The organism is Flavobacterium sp. PL12, assembly GCF_039123485.1.
Lineage (GTDB): Bacteria > Bacteroidota > Bacteroidia > Flavobacteriales > Flavobacteriaceae > Flavobacterium > Flavobacterium weaverense.
Genome location: NZ_JBANDI010000027.1, coordinates 1 through 19,762 on the forward strand (window position 1 = coordinate 1; position 19,762 = coordinate 19,762).

The window sequence follows — 19,762 nt, forward strand, 5'->3', positions numbered from 1 at the left end:
ATTAGACTTAAATATAAGAAAAAAGGAGTAGAAATCCATAGATATCTACTCCTTTTTATGTGTCAATTTATTAGAAAGACTTTTTCAGTGCCCTCCTTTTTAGGGGCAACCTTCTCCAACTAAGTAAAACAAATTTAATAGTTATAGTGCGTAAGTAGTCATTCTGAAATTACTTGATGCACTTGTGAATGTGTAGATTGTATTACTATATCTAATTGTGAATTTCTCTTTCTTTAGATAAAGTCCTGCAGGATCTAGGATTTGTTTGTCAATATCGGCAAGGAATGCTGGCGGTGTTGCCATGGACCATCCATCATCTGTTAATTTGATTGTTTTATTAACTGGATCTTCTTTAGCAATTAAATAGTGATTGATCGCTCCTTTTCCTCCAGTAAATGAATACTGAATGAAAGTACCATTAACAGGATCATTGAAAATTAATGAAATCCTATTAAAGTCTTGAGTTGGTAAAAGTGTTGCTTTTGCAGCAGCTACTAAATTATTAAAAAGTAGCGAGTTAGTTTGTGCTCCTTTTAGATCTCCATTAATATAAGCATAAGTTAATCTTGGACCATTCACTACACCTTTAAAATCATCAGTAAGAACTAGAGGCTTAGTTGAATATTTTATCGATGCAGATACTCCTGCAGTTCCTGTTGCATTAAAGTTACCTGTTGCTGCGTCATAAGTAAATGCAGAAAGTGATTGGCTTCCCACTTTTACAGCAGGGCTTACAATAATACCAGTAGGAGTATAAGCAATACCAATATTGTTTGTTACACTTGAACCAGTTTCTATTGAGTTTGATGTTGCAAAACGTGATGCGCTAGTAAAATTAAAGTCAAACTGACTAACTTTAGTTCCATCATTTATCTCTAAAAGTCTAAATAAAGGACGAGTTGTCGCTCCCGCAACATTAGGAACCATTAATCTACTTTGAGCTAAATCTGTCCAATCTGTAGCTTTTGCTTTTACAAAACGAACTTCTTGAAAGCTACGGCTAGTTCTAAAAATGATTTCGCCATTTTCTTGTCCGTAGTAAAGAAATTGGAAATCACCTAAATATCCTTTACCTTGTAAAGAAGCAATCGGAAAGCTATTAGAGTCTGATAGTAAATGGATTCTATTTTTTGTTGTAAACACTAAACTTACAGTACTTCCTAAAATAATATCATATTCACTTGATTGAATAGAAGTATCGTTGTTAAAATCAGAAGCCATATCAACTTTCCCATCTTTAAATTTAAAAAGATGCGTGAATCCTCCAAGTTGTGTGTTGTCAGTAAAATAAACTGCTTTCCAACCTAATTCTGACGACATTAATAAGTCGTTCAATTCTTTCTCCTTAGCGTTTAATCGCTCAGTAGGAGTGCCACTAAATGGCGAATCTATAGCTTCTTTGTTATCACAAGAAACCAATTGGATCGCTAAAAGTGCGACCAAAAGATAATTAATAATTTGTTTTATTTTCATGTGTTTTTAATTTATGTTATGATAAATGAGATTTTTTTAAGGAGCTTTAAAAGCAAAGCTCCTGTTGGAAACTATTAATTGTTAATAACATCATTAGTATTATTTTCAGCTGCATCTCTTAGTTTGTATAAGTCGATGTTAAAAGCATCCTTGTAATATTTAACTACAATTGCCTCCTTACTTTTTATACTTGCAAGTGCAACTGGACTTACAACTGTTCCTAATATAGAAGCATATTCTGCTTTAGAGTTCACAAGTATAGTAGCTGCCGTTTCTGCAAAATCTTCATTAATGTTAGATTTAGCGTAAGCCGTTAAAAAACCTTCTTCAAGCGCAACTGCATCTGTTGTGTTATACCATGCAGATGAGTAACCCGTTGGAGTAATTGTAGCCATTGATTTTTCGTCAAACGGTTTTGTTTGATTTAAAATGTGGATGTACTCGTGCTGAATAGTCCTCAAAAAACGCTTAATATTAGAACGATTTCTTTTATCTACATTGTCAGTTTCAAAGAAAGTTATTCTTTTTCCACCTTCAGCTAAACCCAATGTGATCGTTCCTGTTGTGTTTAGATTTACACCACCTACCAGTACAAATTCTCTAGGAGCTATGTTCTTTACAAAATTTGGTCCAGCAACGTCAGCGTAACTTTTTAACCAAATCTTCTGTACAATTTCTAAAACTGGTTGTACTTTAGATTGTATCGGTGGATACAAAAATCTATTGTTATCTACCGCATTTGGATTCCATTTATACTGTACATTTATATTGTACGGAAGTAAATAATTTGTATCTATCCAATTGTCTAATTCTGTTTTAGGTTTAACAGTTAAATCTAATTGACTTTCTTTTAATGGCTCGTCTCCTGTGCAAGAACCTAAAAGTACTACTGCTGATAGCAGTGCTAATTTTTTGTATTTATTTAATATTTTCATATTTATATTTTATTAACGTGGATTTTTTTCAACTCCTGTATTAGTTACATATAAAGGTATTTGAATTGCTCTACGCAAATCATCCTTCACTAATACATTATTTGGTTTGTTATAAATCTTGTGAGTAACTTTTAAATTAAAACGTTTGATATCAAACCATCTAAGTCCTTCATGTATAAACTCAATTCTTCTTAATTCCGCAACCGCTTTAATGTACGATGCTTGAACTGGTGTTAAGCTGTAGAATGGAGTAAATTCATCTGCAATAACAGGATATTTAGCAACTACTCTTGCTTCGGTAACTTTGTCTGCTGTTGGTGAAAAACCTGTAGTACGCGTAGATAGGAAATATTCCATTTCAGCATTAGCAGTGTTTAACTCATTTTTCATAATATGAGCTTCGATTTTGTTTAAAAACAGTTCCTCATTACTAAGTAAAACATTTGTTACATAAGGAAGACCAATACCTGCATTCGCATTAGTGTATTTGAAATACTCAACAAATTTTGGTAAAAATATTGTTATTGATCCATTACTAGAAAAACTAGAATACAACCAAGCTTTGTTAAATAAATTAGTCGCTGTTCCAAATACTGTGTTTCTTTCTGCACCTGTTAATCCAAAACGATTACTTCTAATCGTTCTGTTATATAATGAAGAAGTTGAAACTACCAATAAATTTGAGTTTTCAGAAGCTTGAGAATAAATATTTAAACGCGTTGTAGTATCAAGCAAGTTATATCCAGCAATACTTCTTAATTTACCTTCAGGTTGGCTGCTTAAGTCATCAGAGTTCGCTAAAACCTTATCCCAATCTCCTTTAACAAGGTAGAAACGGCTGGCAAATGCTTTAGCAGCTGCTTTGTTAAAGTGAAACTTTGGTTGGTCGTAGTCATCACCTACAAACTGTAATCCAAGCTCGATATCTTTTTCAAGATTATCAAAAACTTCTTCAACAGTATTACGTGTATATTTTTTTAATAATACAGTTTCAGGCTCTAATATATAAGGAATTCCCAAATCTGTTTTTGCAGTTGCAGGGTTGTACCTTTGAGAAAAGATGCTTACAAGCATAAAGTGTGAGTATGCTCTAGCCATTAAAGCTTCACCTCTTTGTGCGTTTAAGTTTGCTGGATTACCTAATTTATCAATAGCCTCAATCGCTTGATTAGCGTGCGCAATTGCACTATAGCAAGCGTCCCAGTAAAATGATGGTGTGTCTCTTTGTACATCATCAAGCTCTTCCCAGTTAAAATTTTGGCTATTTTTTATAGTAGTACCAGTTAAGTTCTCACTATCAAAAGCATTGTCTGACATAGTTTCAGCAAAATCCATGTAGCTAGCTTGAGGATATGCATTTACTAATATTTCAGATATCTTTTGTGGAGTATCAAGTTGGGTTCTATTATCAGGTACTTCAGATAGGAAGTCATCACAACTAGTGGTGATCCCTATAAGAACAAGTAACGATAGGGTTAATCTTAATTTTTTCATATTTTTTTAATTAAAATGATACGTTTAATGAAAATGTGTATTGACTAGTTATTGGTTGTGATACTCCACCTGTTCTGTAAAATTCTGGATCTTGACCATTCAATTTTTTATCAGAATAAATCAATAGAGGATTTGCAGAAGATGCTTTCATTGACATCGTTGTAAGACTTAATCCTTTCTTTAAATCTTTTGGAAATTCGTAGCTTAATGATACATTTTTCAATCTTACAAATGCCCCGTCAGCAACTCGTTCATCAGAGTAGTTGTATGCATTGTAAGCTCTTGTCAAATCTTTACCTTGAGCTGCGTAATTTGCAATTAATCTTTGATCAGCAATTACTGGAATGTTTGTAACCAACTCGTCACCTGCATTTACCCATCTGTTTGTAAATTCTTTAGTAAATACTGTTAAGTCATCATAAGAATCTGAATAGATAGGGTTCAAACGAACTTTATTTCCACCTGCAGCTACTATAAATACGTTTAATGACCAGTTGTCATAAGTAAATGTATTAGACAAACCTGCTGATTTATTAGGCTCGATAGATCCTTCGTATTTCAAGTATTTAGTGATGTTTTCAATGTCTTGGAAGTTAGCTCCAGCCACATTGTCTGCTTGTCCATCTGCTTGAATAAAGGTTGGTAAACCTTGTGTATTCAATCCTGTAAATTGGTAAGAATATAAGGCATTTCTAGGATGTCCTACAGTATTTCCTCCAGTACCATCAATCAATCCTAAAACTCTTGGATTGTTTTGAAGCTTAGTAATCTTTTGGTCGTAAACTGAGAAGTTGAAACTAGTAGACCATTTCAATCTAGTATCGTTAAGGTTTCTTGTGTTTATAGAAAACTCAATACCTTTTGTTTCCATATCCGCATTGTTTCCTTGCTTTAGTTTCTGTCCACCAATTCCTGATGTAGTTACGAAATCAACTAAATCAAAAGCTTTACGGCTATAAACGTCTGTTGTAAATTGCAATCTGTTGTTGAATAAACCTAAATCTAAACCAATGTTTGTTTCAAATTGTTTTTCCCAAGTTAAATCTCCATTTTGAAGCTCATCTATGTTTAAACCAGTTTCTCTATCACCTAAGTTAAGACGATCAGTGATGAAACTTTTGTAAATTGCTAATGAGTTTGTAGCTGGTCCAGCTGTTGCCGTAAGACCATAAGAGCCTCTTAAAGCTAAAGTATTAACAGTTTTAGCATCTTTCATAAAATCTTCTTCCATGATATTCCATTTTCCACTAAAAGTGTAAGTAGGCAACCATCTTGAAGAGTTACTGTTTCCTTGTCTATTAGATCCATCATAACGTCCAGTAACTGATCCAGTATAACGACGATCGTAAGTGTAACCTACTTTACCAAAGAAACCAACTGTTCTTTCTCTTTCTTCATTGAAAGCGTAGTAAGATTCTCCACCATTGATTAATTTCTCTAAAATCCTAGGATCTGTAAAAGCTGTTAAACCTCTGTCATACTGCAATCCATAAGCGGTAAAGTTAGAACTGCTTCTATCTACAGAACGTAATTCTTGACCAAATAAAGCTTCTAATTCATGAACTTCATTAAATACATTTCTGTAATTAAAACTGTTTCTGATATTGTAAGAAGTTAAGTCATTTGTAAATGATCTTAATATTCCACCATTTGGCAATACAGAAACTTTAGGCGCAGTTAAATTATTAGGATCTTGGTATAAAAATATATTTTGATCTCTTACAATTGTAGTCTCTTGAGCATTATATGCACCTACTATGTTTGAATTTTCAAGAATGTTGTGCTCTCTTGTAGTATTTGCGTAACGCGCATTAGCAGTGAAGTTGTAAGTTAACTTTGGATTAATTTTGTAAGCTAAATCCGCTTGAAAACGAATATCCTTTACTTTAATTTCCATGTAATTGTTTTTCAATTCTTGTACAATGTTTAATGGAGCCCAGTTATTTCTGTAGTACTCAAAATCTCCATTGTCATCATATGCACGCAATGTTCTATTTGTATTTAAAACATAGTTGAATGGGTTGATGTCAAAATCTCTCGTAGTACTTCCACTTACACCATCTCTTAAACTGTCATAACTTCCTGGAGCTGACTGGTCTCTTACAGATGCTTGTGTAGATAATGTTAAACTTAATTTATCATTAACGAAAAAAGTATTTTTAAGGTTTGTTGTTAATTGGTTCACACCATCAGCAACAGTCCATCCTGGATCAGTATAGTATCCAAGTGAAGCAAAAAACGCATTGTTTTTTCCACCACCAGAAAAACTTAACGAGTGATTTTGAGTTATAGAAGGTCTAAATAGAACTTTGAACCAATCAGTGTTTGCTAACTCATATTTTCTCAAAAATGTATTTCTACTTGGCTCGTCATTTTTTACACCGTAAGTTCCGCTTGTTTCATCGTATTTGTTGATAGCGTTAGCTAAGATATTGAAAACTCCACCGTAACGTCCTTGTGAAGTTGATGGTAAATCTAGAAAACCTTTAGATTCCATTTCTTTCAATATACTCATCGTCTCTTGAGAATTCAAGATGTCATACTGATTGTAGCTAGGTACAGTTCTAGCGGTTTGGTCTAATGAATAACTAACAGTTAAAGGAGATTCTCTTCTACCTTGTTTTGTAGTTACAACTACAACACCATTTAAAGATCTTGATCCGTAAATAGAAGTTGCAGATGCATCTTTAAGTACTTCAATACTTAAGATATCACTTGCGTTTAAACCGGCAACAGAAGAACTTAATAAAGTCTCTGAGTTTCCAGAAGCTAAATCAGCAAAAGAAAGATTAACAATATCTTCTTGAACGATTCCGTCAATTACCCATAATGGTTTTGTATCTCCAAAGATAGAAGAAGATCCACGAACAGTAATTTTTGGAGCAGTACCAAAAGTTCCCGTAACGTTTTGAACGGTAACACCCGCTGCTTTTCCTTCAATCATTCTACTAATATCAACAACACCTTCAACAAAAAGTTCTTTTCCAGAAATTTTACTAATCGCTCCTGTAAAAGTTCTCTTAGATGTTTTTTCATATCCTGTTGTAATAACTACTTCCTTTAAGCTTTGTTCTTTATCAATTAAAACAATAGTCATAGCCGTTGTTTTGATTGATACTTCTTGAGATTCCATTCCAATGTACGAAACAATGATCCTCGTACTATTTTCTGGCATGTCAATTGAAAAGTTTCCATCAGCGTCAGTTATTACGCTTTTATTCGTTCCTTTTGCTAAGATAGTCGCTCCTGGAAGTGGCATACCTGACTCATCAATTACTCTACCTCTAACAATAGGAGCAACAGTTAATTTTTCAATTAAAGTCGGAATAGCTTCAAAACCTTTCAGTTCAGAAGTTTGCGCTGTATTATTTTGTAATATAATTTGGTTGCTTACTTCGCTGTACCCAATGTTTAACGGTTTTAAAATTTCGCTAAGAACAGTAGATAAAGATTCGCTTGTAGCATTTATTGTCACCCTTTCATTAAGTTGACTAATTCTTGAATTGTATGAGAATTTTACATTGGCTGTTTTTTCAAGTTTTGACAAGGCATTCTCTAAAGTCATGTTAGCAATGCTAACCGTAACTTTAGTGTCTAGTTTTCTCTGTCCATTCACACTGTTTGCCATCGTGATGGTGGAAAACACAAATGCAAGAACAAATTGAATTAATGTTATTTTCATGATTCGATAGAGTAATCGTTGTTTGACAACAGTTTTTTTCATAATTTTGGTTTGTTTTATTAGTACTATTTAACGGGTATTTTGAACATGCAAATTGACCTTTACAGAGGAAAATTTGATTCTTTTTAGGCGTCGGGAATGTTACAGCATTTTCGACGCTTTTTGTATTTATTTCACATAGGCTTTTAGGTTAGTCGCATCCTTCAGATGTTATAATTATTTGGTTTCCATTCATTTCATAAGTCGTGTTGTTTCCAAGACTTTTACAGACGATTTTTAATTTCTCTGGCAAAGGTTGGTCATTTAAAGAAGTTGTTAAATAGCAGTTCTTTAATTTGTCTTTCGGAAAATCAATCTCTACTAAATAAGCGTTTTCTATTAGTTCTAAAATTTTAGAAACTGGCGCATCCGCAAAACTGAAATTTATATCCTCAATATTATTTTTAGTTTGTGACAATGTTTTATCTGCAGCTGATTCACTAATTTTATTAAACGTTAAACCTTTGCGTATAAATCGAACTGCTTGATTTGGTAATAACACATATTCTTTTGTACTAGAATCTTCCACAGACTCGTTTGATTTTATATTAACCTGGCCCGTATGAACAAGAACTTCAATATTCGGTTGGTTTTCATAAGCTCTTATTCTAAAACTTGTGCCCACTACTTTTGTTACGATTTCATTAGCGTAAACATAAAAAGGCTTTTTACGGTTTTTACTAATTTCAAAAAATCCTTCACCACTTAAATAGACCTTACGTTCATTTCCTAAAAATGCTTTAGGATAGCTTAATTTACTATCTGGGAGAAGCAATACTGAACTACCATCTGACAATGTTATAATTTGTGGCTTGTTCGAATTATTGGTTTGCTCCACTAGTCCTTCTTCATTTTCTTGAATTAACTCATGGTAAACAAGTGTGCTGTCATTCGAAAATAGGGAAGTATTAAAATAACTAAAAATTAATGCTCCAAATAAGACTGCTGTGGCAGCGCTTGTAATCCAATTGTATTGCCAGATTTTTTGTTTCTGTTTTCGAAATAGAGGTCTTGCTCGTTCTGCTTCATTTATTTTACTCCATGTTTTGTCTAAGGCGCTTTCAATCGATTTTTCGTCCAAAATCGGCCTTTCCACTTTCATCGCTAAAATCCAAAGTCTAGCTTCTTCGACTAACTTAGCACGTTTAGGATTTTCTAAAGTCCATTCTTCCCAATGATGCTGATCAACTTGGTATTTCGCCCAACGTCGGAATGACTCGTCGGACAAAAAGTCTTCTATTTCAGTAAAATCGTTACGCTTATGCATCAATACAGTATGGATTAAAAAGACAGAGAGGACAGTTTTACAATTATATACTCACCTAATTATGAATATTTTTATAATAAGTGAAAAAATACTATAGTATGGGTGTAAATAGTGACAATAATAACACAATTATACCTTTCCATTCTTTTCTTAAATTTAAAATTGCACGATAAAGTAGGTTATTTGCAGATTGATAATTGACTTCAAGCGTTTCTGCAATTTCCTCCACTGCTAAACCTTCATGATATCTAAGATATAGTGCTTCCTTTTGTCTTGCTGGTAAATCATTTAAAAGTTTATTCAAATTAGAAACTGCAAAAGAGGTAGTTTCATCTACAATAAGCTGATGTTCTATTGAGAAATCAAATAAAAACTCAATAGCATCTACAGTTGTACTTTTACGAAAAATTCGATCACGTTCTTGATGTCGCGCAATTCTCTTTCTAACACTTGCTAATAAGTATGCTTTCACAATGACATCATTATTCAATGTTTCTCTATAAATCCAAATATCTGTGAAAACATCTTGAACACAATCCTGGACTTTAGCTGTAAAAGAGGAAAATGAATTTCCATACTGAACTAAATCAGAATAGTATTTTTCGAAAAGTTGCGAAAATGCTTTCTCATCACCCAATTTTAGATTACTCCAAAGGGCTAAGTCATTATTATGAGTGCTTTTTTTAATTTGAATTTTCAAAATAGGGTATGGATGGTGGTATTATTAAATTCGTGTTAATTTTTTGTAATTTTACGGTTAAAAAATTGAATAACAAAAAATAAATCAAAAAATATAGTGAATACTAAGCCTAATGGTGGTAATCTGTATTAATTATTAATTAATACTATTTAAATTTTGTGTTCCTACAACGCTTACGAGTTTTTTGTAGAGAACAATAATATATAATGCAACTATATTTGATTTTCTAAAAAATTTACTTTTTAATCTAACTTAGATTACAAAGCGATATTTTTAAAGAGTTAACAATTCATTTTCTATTCTAAAATTACTCATCGATTATTTATTGCCGAAAAAGTATTTTTCATTAGTTTCATCATTTTTCAAAATCTATCCTACTTATAGTTTTATTTTTTTTTAAAATAATTCACAATATATTTCTTACTAAATAATTGTAGAATACTAAATGGTTTCCTTGCACTTATGAAAAAAAATGCAAATCGAAAAAAAAATTAACTTAATGCATGTTCAAGCACTACTGCAAAGCTTTGATTATTATCAATAGTTATTGCTAATTAAAGTTCTAGAATGTAAAGAAGACAGTTTTAAAGATTTCTAAAAGATCTTTTAATTGAAACTATATAAATAACCCTTATTTTTGCACAAAACAATCGCACTTTTGAAAACCAAACTTTTAATTATTACGCCACCTTTTACACAGTTGAATACTCCGTATCCTGCTACTGCTTATATAAAAGGTTTTTTAAATACTATAAATGTAGATTCAGTACAAGCTGATTTTGGTATTGAAGTAATTTTAAAATTGTTTTCAAAACAAGGATTGCGTGATTTATTTTTCAATGCTAAAATGGACAGTGATGTGTCTGATAATTCACAACGGATTTTTGCATTACAATCAGAATATATTAAAACAATCGATGCTGTTATCGCATTTTTACAAGGAAAAAATCCAACATTAGCATTGCAAATTTGTCAGGATGATTTCCTGCCGGAAGCATCAAGATTTGCACAGTTAGAAGAATTAGATTGGGCTTTTGGTACTATGGGAACTCAAGATAAAGCAAAGCACTTAGCGACTTTATTCTTAGAAGACATCTCAGATTTTATAGTTGAATGTATTGATGAAAATTTTGGTTTTAGTCGTTATGCGGAACGTTTGGGTCGAAGCGCTAATTCTTTTGATGAATTATATGAAACCTTACAGCAAGAAACAACATATATAGATGCTATTTTAATTTCGATCTTGAAAGAAAGAATCGAAAGCGTACAACCAACATTGTTTTTAATATCTGTTCCATTTCCTGGAAATCTATACGCTGCATTTCGATCAGCACAATGGATTAAGCAAAATCATCCTCATATTAAAATTTCTATGGGTGGTGGATTTCCCAATACGGAATTGCGTTCCTTATCTGATGCTCGTGTTTTTGAGTTTTTCGACTTTATAACTTTAGATGATGGCGAAGTTCCAATTGAAGAACTGATTACAGCATTAACTACAGAAGGACCAGAAAAAAAATATAAGCGTACTTTTCTCCTAGAAGATGGGAAAGTTGTTTACAAAAATAATTCTACTAGGCAAGATTACAAACAATCACAAGTAGGAACTCCAGATTATTCTGATTTACTTTTAGATAAATATATTTCTGTCATTGAAATTGTCAATCCGATGCATAGAATGTGGAGCGATGGACGGTGGAATAAATTGACTATGGCTCACGGCTGTTACTGGGGAAAATGCACGTTTTGCGATATTTCTTTGGATTACATAAAAATATATGAGCCCGTCGCCGCTAATTTATTGTGCGATCGAATGGAAGAATTGATGGAGAAAACTGGGCAAAATGGTTTTCACTATGTAGATGAAGCTGCACCACCTGCACTAATGCGAGCCTTAGCACTAGAGATACTGAAAAGAAATTTAGCCGTGACTTGGTGGACTAATATTCGTTTTGAAAAAAGTTTTAGTAAAGATTTATGTTTGCTGCTAAAAGCATCAGGTTGTATTGCTGTTTCTGGCGGTCTCGAAGTAGCTTCAGATCGATTACTAAAACTCATTGATAAAGGAGTAACGGTAGAGCAAGTTGCAAAAGTTACTAGAAATTTTACTGAAGCAGGAGTAATGGTACACGCCTATTTAATGTATGGCTATCCTACGCAAACCATCCAAGAAACAGTTGATAGTCTAGAAATGGTTAGACAATTGTTTGAAGTTGGTGTTTTACAATCTGGTTTTTGGCATCAATTCGCTATGACAGCGCATAGTCCTGTTGGAATGTATCCCGAGAAATTTGGTGTAAAAAAAGAAACAGAAGCAATCGGAACATTTGCTAATAATGACATTAATTATGTAGATTCCACAGGAATCGATCATGAGAAATTTAGTTTTGGACTTAAAAAATCCTTATTTAATTTCATGCACGGCATTTGTTTTGACTATGAACTGCAAGATTGGTTTGATTTTAAAATTCCGAAAACAAGAATTCCTCACGATTTTATTTTCGACGCTTTGCAAGAAGAAAATGATTTTAATATAAAATCTAGTGCAAAAATAGTTTGGTTGGGCGGAAATCCGTCAACAGCTTTTTTTACCAAAACAAAAAAAGGAAGTTCATGGGAAATGGCAACGTTAACTTTCCATGATAAAAAAGAAAGTTTTAGTCTTCAAACTAATAAAGCGGAAGGAGAATGGCTAACCGAAATTCTGAAAAAATTAGAGGTGTCTAACGCAAAAACGTATACATTTCAGGAAGTTAAAGCTGATTTTGAAAGTGTTTTAGAGGATTTTGAATTATTCTGGTATTCTAAACCAATAAAGACCTTAAGAGACTATGGTTTATTAGTTTTATAACTTTTTTACATAAAACTATACCATTTTAGCATAAAACTAGTTATTTAAAATTACGAAAACGATTTCTTTCCTTATTTTTACGGCCAATAAAAAATGTACTTATGAGTATTGGTTATAAAGTAAATGTCAATGACGCTTTTCATTTTGATATTGAAAAGGAAAGTGTTTCAATATTAGATTCGGTTTCTGTGGAAGATAATAAATTTCACGTACTGCATGAAAATATACCCTACAAAGCAGAAATTCTATCTGCTGATTTCAATCAAAAAAAATATACTGTCAAAGTAAATAACAATACATATACAGTAGCGATCTCAAATCCATTAGATCTTTTAATTAAGGAAATGGGATTTGAAGTAGGTCATACAAAACAAGTAAATTTCATAAAAGCTCCTATGCCAGGACTAATTTTAGAAATTAGTGTAATTGTTGGTCAAGAGGTAAAACAAAATGATAATCTAATTATTCTTGGAGCTATGAAAATGGAAAACAGTTTTCTTTCTCCTCGCGATGGAATTATTAAATCAATTTCAGTGAAAATTGGAGATGCAGTTGACAAAGGACAGCTTTTGATTGAATTTGAGTAGAATGTTGCGACGAAGGCGCAAAGACACTAAGGTTTTTGTAAAGTATCTATGCTTTACATCTTTTCGCCAAACGGTTACAAAATAAATAAAAAATGACTTAGTGACTTGGTGCCTTTGCGGCAAAAAAATAAAAATTTAAGAATAATGAAAAAAATATTAATTGCAAATCGAGGAGAAATTGCCATTAGAGTGATGAAAACTGCTCAAAAAATGGGTATTAAAACTGTTGCAGTTTACTCCACAGTGGATAGAAATGCACCTCACGTAAAGTTTGCTGATGAAGCAGTTTGTATTGGAGAAGCGCCTTCAAGCGAATCCTATTTGCTAGGAAGTAAAATTATAGAAGTTGCAAAAAGTTTAGGAGTAGATGCTATTCATCCTGGTTATGGCTTCTTAAGTGAAAATGCTGATTTTGCTGAAGAATGTGAAAAAAACAACATCATATTCATTGGTCCAAAATCTAAAGCTATCCGAGTTATGGGAAGCAAATTAGCGGCTAAAGATGCCGTAAAAGAATATAACATTCCTATGGTTCCAGGTGTTGACGAAGCAATTACTGATATTGAAAAAGCGAAACTGGCAGCAAAAGCAATTGGTTTTCCTATTTTGATTAAAGCTTCTGCAGGTGGTGGTGGAAAAGGCATGCGAGTAGTAGAATCTGAAAGTGATTTTGAATCTCAGATGAATAGAGCAATAAGTGAAGCCATCGCAGCTTTTGGGGATGGTTCTGTTTTTATCGAAAAGTATGTTGCGTCACCAAGGCATATCGAGATCCAAGTGATGGCTGATAGTCATGGAACTATTCTATATTTATTTGAAAGAGAGTGTAGTATTCAGCGTCGTCACCAAAAAGTGATTGAAGAAGCACCCTCATCAGTTTTAACTGCAGAACTAAGAAAAAAGATGGGAGAAGCAGCGGTTTTAGTTGCTAAAGCGTGTGATTATCTTGGCGCTGGAACTGTCGAATTTTTATTAGATGAAAATAATAATTTCTATTTCCTCGAAATGAATACTCGTTTGCAAGTAGAACATCCGGTAACGGAATGGATTACTGGAACAGACTTAGTGGAACTCCAAATAAGAGTTGCCAGAGGAGAAGCTTTAGCATTCAAACAAGAAGATTTGAAAATTAAGGGACATGCTGTTGAATTGCGTGTATATGCTGAGGATCCTATGAATGACTTTCTACCAAGCGTAGGTCATTTAGAGTTGTATCAATTACCTTTTGGTGAAAACATTCGTGTAGATAATGGTTTTGAACAAGGAATGGACATCCCTATTTATTATGATCCGATGTTAGCAAAGCTAATTACTTACGGTGAAACGCGTGAAGAAGCGATTCAATTGATGATTAAAGCAATTTCTGATTATCATGTAGAAGGCGTGCAGACAACTTTACCTTTTGGCAAATTTGTTTTTGAACATGAGGCATTCCGTTCTGGTAATTTTGATACGCACTTTGTTAAAAAATATTACAACGCAGATGTATTAAAAACACAAATGAATAAAGAGGCCGAAATAGCAGCTTTGATAGCGATGAAACATTATTTTGAAGATCAAAAAATAGTGCGTTTACCAAACTAAAAATAATAAATTTATTTTTAGATGTTCTAAAACTTGAAGTGATTTATCAATAATTCTTATACTTTTAAGTAACTAAATGGTGGCTTAATTGTTAATAAAAATATAGCATGGAAGATAAAATAAGCATACTTAATAATAAAATTGCTGAAGCCCATTTAGGTGGTGGTAAAAAACGTATTGAAAAACAACATTCCAATAAAAAATTAACCGCAAGAGAGCGCGTTGAGTATATAATGGATGAAGGTTCATTTGAAGAAATTGGACTTTTAGTTACACATCGTACTTCAGATTTTGGTATGGAAAAGGAGCTTTATTATGGCGACGGTGTTATTACGGGATATGGAACTATTAATGGACGATTAGTTTACATTTTTGCACAGGATTTTACTGTTTTTGGAGGTTCTTTATCTGAGACGCACGCAGAAAAAATTTGTAAAGTAATGGACATGGCAGTAAAAATGGGAGCACCTATGATAGGACTGAATGATTCTGGTGGAGCACGGATACAAGAAGGCGTTCGATCTTTAGGTGGATATGCTGATATTTTCTTTAGAAATGTGCAAGCATCAGGGGTAATTCCACAAATTTCGGCTATTATGGGGCCATGTGCTGGTGGAGCAGTTTATTCTCCTGCAATGACCGACTTTACAATGATGGTAGAAGGTACGAGCTATATGTTTGTGACTGGACCAAATGTAGTAAAAACAGTAACTAACGAAACAGTAACTTCAGAAGAATTAGGTGGAGCAAGCGCGCATTCAACTAAGTCGGGAGTGGCACATTATACTTCAACAAACGATGTAGAATGTTTAGAAGATTTGAAGAGTTTATTAAGCTATTTGCCGCAAAGTAATAAAGAAGTTCCGGCTAATATTCCTTATGAGTTAAAGAATGAAGTTAGAGAAGAATTACTAAATATAATACCTGATAACCCTAATAAACCGTATGATATGCATGCTGTTATTAATGGTATTATAGACGAAGACAGTTTTTTCGAAATTCATAAAAATTATGCTGATAATATTTTAGTTGGTTTTGCAAGACTGGGAGGAAGAAGCATTGGTATTATCGCAAATCAACCTATGGTTTTAGCAGGTTGCTTAGATGTGAATAGTTCGAAAAAAGCAGCTCGATTTACTCGTTTTTGCGACGCATTCAATATTCCGTTATTAGTTTTAGTTGATGTACCAGGATTTTTACCGGGGACAGATCAAGAGTGGAATGGAATCATTGTCCATGGAGCAAAATTATTATATGCTTTGAGCGAAGCAACTGTTCCAAGAGTTACGGTAATTACTCGTAAGGCATATGGAGGAGCCTATGATGTGATGAATTCAAAACATATTGGTGCTGATATGAACTTTGCGTGGCCTACTGCTGAAATCGCAGTAATGGGTGCTAAGGGCGCTTCTGAAATTATTTTTAAAAAGGAAATAAATGAAGCGACAGATCAAGAAGCTAAATTATTAGAAAAAGAGGCTGAGTATGCTAACTTATTTGCAAATCCATACACAGCTGCTCAACGTGGTTTTGTAGATGAGGTTATCTTACCACAAGATACTCGAACAAAACTATTAAAAGCTTTTAGTATGCTTGAAAATAAAGTGAGCGTTACGCCAAATCGTAAACATGGAAATATTCCATTATAAGGAGAACATATTATAAAGTATCAAAACCAGCTTATAGGGCTGGTTTTTTTTATGTTTTTAATTAATAAATTTAAAATAAAGTAAAAAATAAAATTGTTGTCTTAACTTTGGAATATCAACAACTGAGTTTTAAAAATAAATACAATGAAATACAATAGATGTGGGAAAAGCGGCTTGTTATTACCGCAAATTTCTTTAGGATTATGGCATAATTTCGGTTCGGTTGATAATTTTGAAAATGGAGAAAGTATCGTCAAAGCTGCCTTTGATAAAGGGATTACTCACTTTGATTTAGCTAACAATTATGGTCCCGTTCCTGGTTCAGCAGAGACTAACTTTGGAAAAATTTTAAAAAATAATTTTCAGGGAAATTTAAGAGATCAAATTGTTATTTCTACAAAAGCGGGTTACACCATGTGGGACGGTCCTTACGGTGACTGGGGATCGCGAAAATATTTATTGTCTAGTTTAGACCAAAGTTTAAAGCGAATGAATGTAGATTATGTTGATATATTTTATTCTCATCGTTTTGATCCCGAAACACCTTTGGAAGAGACAATGATGGCTTTAGATTATGCAGTGCGAAGTGGGAAAGCTTTATATGCTGGAATTTCTAATTATGATCCAAAGCAAACAGCTGAAGCAACCGCAATACTAAAAAGATTAGGAACACCATGTTTAATTCATCAGGTCAAATACTCAATGTTTGTTAGAGAGCCTGAAAATGGGTTGCTTGATGTTCTTGAAGAAAAAGGAGTAGGATGCATTGCTTTTTCACCTTTAGCGCAAGGACTGTTAACCGATAAATATCTTAAGGGAGTGCCTGAAAACTCACGAGCTTCGAATCCTAATGGTCATTTAAAATTAGAGGAAGTTTCAGAGGGAAAAATTGAAAAAATTAGATCGTTAAATGAGATAGCAAGGAATCGAAATCAGTCATTAGCACAAATGTCGTTAGCGTGGTTGCTAAAAGATAGTCGAATTTCGTCAGTGTTGATTGGTGCAAGTTCAGTCGAGCAACTAAAAAACAATATTGATAGTACAAAAACATTGCAATTTTCGAAAGAGGAATTGCTAGCTATTGAAAGTGTTTTAAAATAAAATATGTTTGAATTCGATGATTTCTCCCTAATTCCATTACTGTACAATTGATACTTTTCTTCATAAAACTCGAATATTCATTTTTTTTATATTTTTAGATAATTAATTCAGTAAAGAATGTAAGGCATTGATTTTCAAATGATTTGAAATATTTATTTTATTTATGTAAAAAATATCCTAACTTGCGGCAGAAAAAAGCACGAGATATTTTATAAATTCCCGTACGACGTTTCTTATTTGGCTTAAGCCTGCCCGTCACTATGAATAGATTTTTTAATTTGAACACTTACTTTAAATTGTTGTTGTTGATTATTTCAGCAATGGTATTTTTTATAGTGCTTTATATCTCATTGTATCTTTATGGAGTGCGAGGCGAAGAGGATTTTTATAAAACTACTGTTAGTCGCTACGACATCGAGGTAAAATCTCTATTTAAACTAAATTCTAGAACGCTTGCTGCTACAATTATAGATGTCACTTTTTGGGATGACTTGGTAGAATTTACGAAGACAGAAGATATAAAATGGTATAATAAATATATTTCAAACGAATTTGAATCTTATGATGCTGACTTTGTAGGCGTTTATAATTTAGAAGGTAAGCAAATAAGTAAAACAATTTCTTCTAAAATAAGCGGTGCGGATTTTATTCCAAAGTCATTGCTGGCGGCACTTTATAAAAGTAAATTAAAGACATTTTACGTAAAAATTCCAGAGGGTGTTGTTGAAGTTTACGGCGCAACTATTCATCCATCAAACGATTCTAAGAAAAACAAAACTTTACCTTCAGGTTATTTTTTTATAGCTAGACTTTTAGATCGATCTTTCTTTGAGGGTTTAGGTACTATTAGTAGTTCATACGTTAATTTAGCACCCGCTAATTATAAGATTACAGCTCAAGATGACATTATCACTGTTGGATTAGAATTAAAAGATTGGAACGAAAAAGTTGTCAATAAATTAATTTTTAAAAGACCTTTCAATTTAAATTACAGCAAAACTAAGGAAGTACTTTTTGTAGTTGTGCTGGCCTCAATAGTTTGCATCTTAATATTTATTTATTATACCAAGAAGTGGGTTTACAATCCAATAGAACAAATTAGAAAAATTTTAGAAATAGGTGATACCAACTCAATAAATGAATTAAAGAAATTTAAAGGTGAGTTTGTTACGATTAGCGATTTATTTGAAGAAAATAGAAATCAAAGAATACAATTAGAAATTGCGAAATTAAAGGCGGAAGAAAGCGATAATTTGAAGTCTTCTTTTTTGGCTAATTTGTCTCATGAGATTAGAACTCCTATGAATGCTATTATTGGCTACAGTGACTTATTAAGTGATAATGGTTTAGATGATAAAGAAAAACGTAAGTATTTAAAAATCATTAAAAGTAGTGGTACTAATTTAGTAGCAATTATTGAGGATCTTATTGAAATGTCTAAAATTGACGCAAGACAAATAGCTCCTAATTATAAATCTTTGGATTTAGATAAATGTATAAATGATTTGTACAATTCCATAAAGATTACCATTCCTAAAGAAAAAAACATTGAGTTTTATATTGTAGATAATTTAGAACATTTACATACTAATATTTTAAGTGATGAAATTAAACTGAAGCAAATTATTGTGAACTTGGTTACCAATGCTTTAAAATTTACAGATGAGGGCTTTGTCTCTTTTGGTTATACCATTTACGAAGAAAAAGGAATAATTGAATTTACCGTTGAGGATTCTGGCAAGGGAATAGATGATAATCATCTTAAGGTAATATTTGAACGTTTTAGAAGGCTAGAAGACAATACAAGTAAAGAGACAAACGGGTTAGGACTTGGTTTGTGTATTACAAAAGCTTACGTTGAAATGCTAGGAGGTGAAATATTTGTGAAATCTAAAATAGGATTTGGTTCTTCTTTTACATTTACTTTACCGCTTAAATTAGATGCAGCTATCAAAGAGAGTAAAGAAAATAAGCTTGTCAAAATCACAAGAAATGTTAACGGAAAGACCATTTTAATTGCAGAGGATAACACTATTAATTTCTTGCTCTTGAAAAAAATAGTAGAGTCAAAAGGTCATTTCGTAATAAGAGCTATAAATGGGCATGAAGCAATCGCTTTGTGTGTCGAGAATCTTGATATTGATTTGGTTTTTATGGATATAAAAATGCCTATTCTTAATGGCTTTCAATCCTTTGAACAAATAAAAGCTTTAAAACCAAATCTTCCAGTTATTGCCCAAACGGCTTGTTCTTCATTTGAAGATAAAGAGAAAATAATGCAATTTGGTTTTTCAGACTATATCACAAAGCCATTTGATAAGCAAAAGGTCTATGAAGTACTTGATATTGCTTTTAATGCTGAAAGTATTGATATGCTTTAATTTCTACAATAAGATTTCC

Annotated in this window: 12 protein-coding genes; 6 read left to right on the forward strand and 6 right to left on the reverse strand. The window is 32.6% G+C overall.

The window, feature by feature from the left end:
• Positions 1–141: 141 nt before the first annotated feature.
• The 6 genes from RCH19_RS12315 to RCH19_RS12340 form a co-directional block, all read right to left on the reverse strand.
• The gene (locus RCH19_RS12315) at positions 142–1,473 is read right to left on the reverse strand and encodes a DUF4302 domain-containing protein (RefSeq protein ID WP_343023473.1); all 1,332 of its coding nucleotides are present in this window, start codon (positions 1,471–1,473) and stop codon (positions 142–144) included.
• 74 nt (positions 1,474–1,547) lie between these two features.
• A complete protein-coding gene (locus RCH19_RS12320) occupies positions 1,548–2,408 on the reverse strand; it encodes a substrate import-associated zinc metallohydrolase lipoprotein (RefSeq protein WP_121924313.1) in 861 nt (286 codons plus the stop codon).
• Between the two features lie 12 nt (positions 2,409–2,420).
• A complete protein-coding gene (locus RCH19_RS12325; protein WP_343023474.1) occupies positions 2,421–3,902 on the reverse strand; it encodes a RagB/SusD family nutrient uptake outer membrane protein in 1,482 nt (493 codons plus the stop codon).
• A 10-nt stretch (positions 3,903–3,912) separates the two neighbouring features.
• On the reverse strand, positions 3,913–7,626 hold the full coding sequence (locus RCH19_RS12330) for a SusC/RagA family TonB-linked outer membrane protein (protein ID WP_343023475.1): 3,714 nt from the start codon (positions 7,624–7,626) through the stop codon (positions 3,913–3,915).
• Positions 7,627–7,774: 148 nt separating this feature from the next.
• Complete coding sequence (locus tag RCH19_RS12335; protein ID WP_343023476.1) at positions 7,775–8,890, reverse strand: FecR family protein; 1,116 nt, start codon at positions 8,888–8,890, stop codon at positions 7,775–7,777.
• Positions 8,891–8,981: 91 nt separating this feature from the next.
• Positions 8,982–9,590 (reverse strand): sigma-70 family RNA polymerase sigma factor, encoded by a 609-nt coding sequence (locus RCH19_RS12340; RefSeq protein ID WP_343023477.1) that lies wholly within the window; start codon positions 9,588–9,590, stop codon positions 8,982–8,984.
• A 658-nt stretch (positions 9,591–10,248) separates the two neighbouring features.
• On the opposite strand from RCH19_RS12340, the gene RCH19_RS12345 reads away from it, so the two are divergent.
• The 6 genes from RCH19_RS12345 to RCH19_RS12370 all read left to right on the forward strand — a co-directional run bounded on the left by RCH19_RS12345 (position 10,249) and on the right by RCH19_RS12370 (position 19,743).
• Complete coding sequence (locus RCH19_RS12345) at positions 10,249–12,441, forward strand: radical SAM protein (RefSeq protein ID WP_343023478.1); 2,193 nt, start codon at positions 10,249–10,251, stop codon at positions 12,439–12,441.
• Positions 12,442–12,542: 101 nt separating this feature from the next.
• Positions 12,543–13,028: a biotin/lipoyl-containing protein gene (locus RCH19_RS12350; RefSeq protein ID WP_343023479.1), complete on the forward strand. Its 486-nt coding sequence runs from the start codon at positions 12,543–12,545 to the stop codon at positions 13,026–13,028.
• Between the two features lie 144 nt (positions 13,029–13,172).
• Positions 13,173–14,612: an acetyl-CoA carboxylase biotin carboxylase subunit gene (gene accC / locus RCH19_RS12355; protein WP_343023480.1), complete on the forward strand. Its 1,440-nt coding sequence runs from the start codon at positions 13,173–13,175 to the stop codon at positions 14,610–14,612.
• A gap of 107 nt (positions 14,613–14,719) precedes the next feature.
• Positions 14,720–16,261, forward strand: a complete 1,542-nt coding sequence (locus RCH19_RS12360) for an acyl-CoA carboxylase subunit beta (RefSeq protein ID WP_343023481.1) — start codon at positions 14,720–14,722, stop codon at positions 16,259–16,261.
• Positions 16,262–16,405: 144 nt separating this feature from the next.
• Positions 16,406–17,362 (forward strand): aldo/keto reductase, encoded by a 957-nt coding sequence (locus RCH19_RS12365; protein WP_343023482.1) that lies wholly within the window; start codon positions 16,406–16,408, stop codon positions 17,360–17,362.
• A 320-nt stretch (positions 17,363–17,682) separates the two neighbouring features.
• Positions 17,683–19,743, forward strand: coding sequence for an ATP-binding protein (locus RCH19_RS12370; RefSeq protein ID WP_343023483.1), 2,061 nt, complete (start codon positions 17,683–17,685; stop codon positions 19,741–19,743).
• The last annotated feature ends 19 nt before the right edge of the window (positions 19,744–19,762 follow it).

Excerpts from the sequence above, each read along its gene's own strand:
- RCH19_RS12315 (WP_343023473.1), bottom strand. The coding sequence starts at position 1,473 with ATGAAAATAAAACAAATTATTAATTATCTTTTGGTCGCACTTTTAGCG.
- RCH19_RS12320 (WP_121924313.1), bottom strand. The coding sequence starts at position 2,408 with ATGAAAATATTAAATAAATACAAAAAATTAGCACTGCTATCAGCAGTA.
- RCH19_RS12325 (WP_343023474.1), bottom strand. The coding sequence starts at position 3,902 with ATGAAAAAATTAAGATTAACCCTATCGTTACTTGTTCTTATAGGGATC.
- RCH19_RS12330 (WP_343023475.1), bottom strand. The coding sequence starts at position 7,626 with ATGAAAAAAACTGTTGTCAAACAACGATTACTCTATCGAATCATGAAA.
- RCH19_RS12335 (WP_343023476.1), bottom strand. The coding sequence starts at position 8,890 with ATGCATAAGCGTAACGATTTTACTGAAATAGAAGACTTTTTGTCCGAC.
- RCH19_RS12350 (WP_343023479.1), top strand. The coding sequence starts at position 12,543 with ATGAGTATTGGTTATAAAGTAAATGTCAATGACGCTTTTCATTTTGAT.
- accC (WP_343023480.1), top strand. The coding sequence starts at position 13,173 with ATGAAAAAAATATTAATTGCAAATCGAGGAGAAATTGCCATTAGAGTG.
- RCH19_RS12360 (WP_343023481.1), top strand. The coding sequence starts at position 14,720 with ATGGAAGATAAAATAAGCATACTTAATAATAAAATTGCTGAAGCCCAT.
- RCH19_RS12365 (WP_343023482.1), top strand. The coding sequence starts at position 16,406 with ATGAAATACAATAGATGTGGGAAAAGCGGCTTGTTATTACCGCAAATT.
- RCH19_RS12370 (WP_343023483.1), top strand. The coding sequence starts at position 17,683 with ATGGTATTTTTTATAGTGCTTTATATCTCATTGTATCTTTATGGAGTG.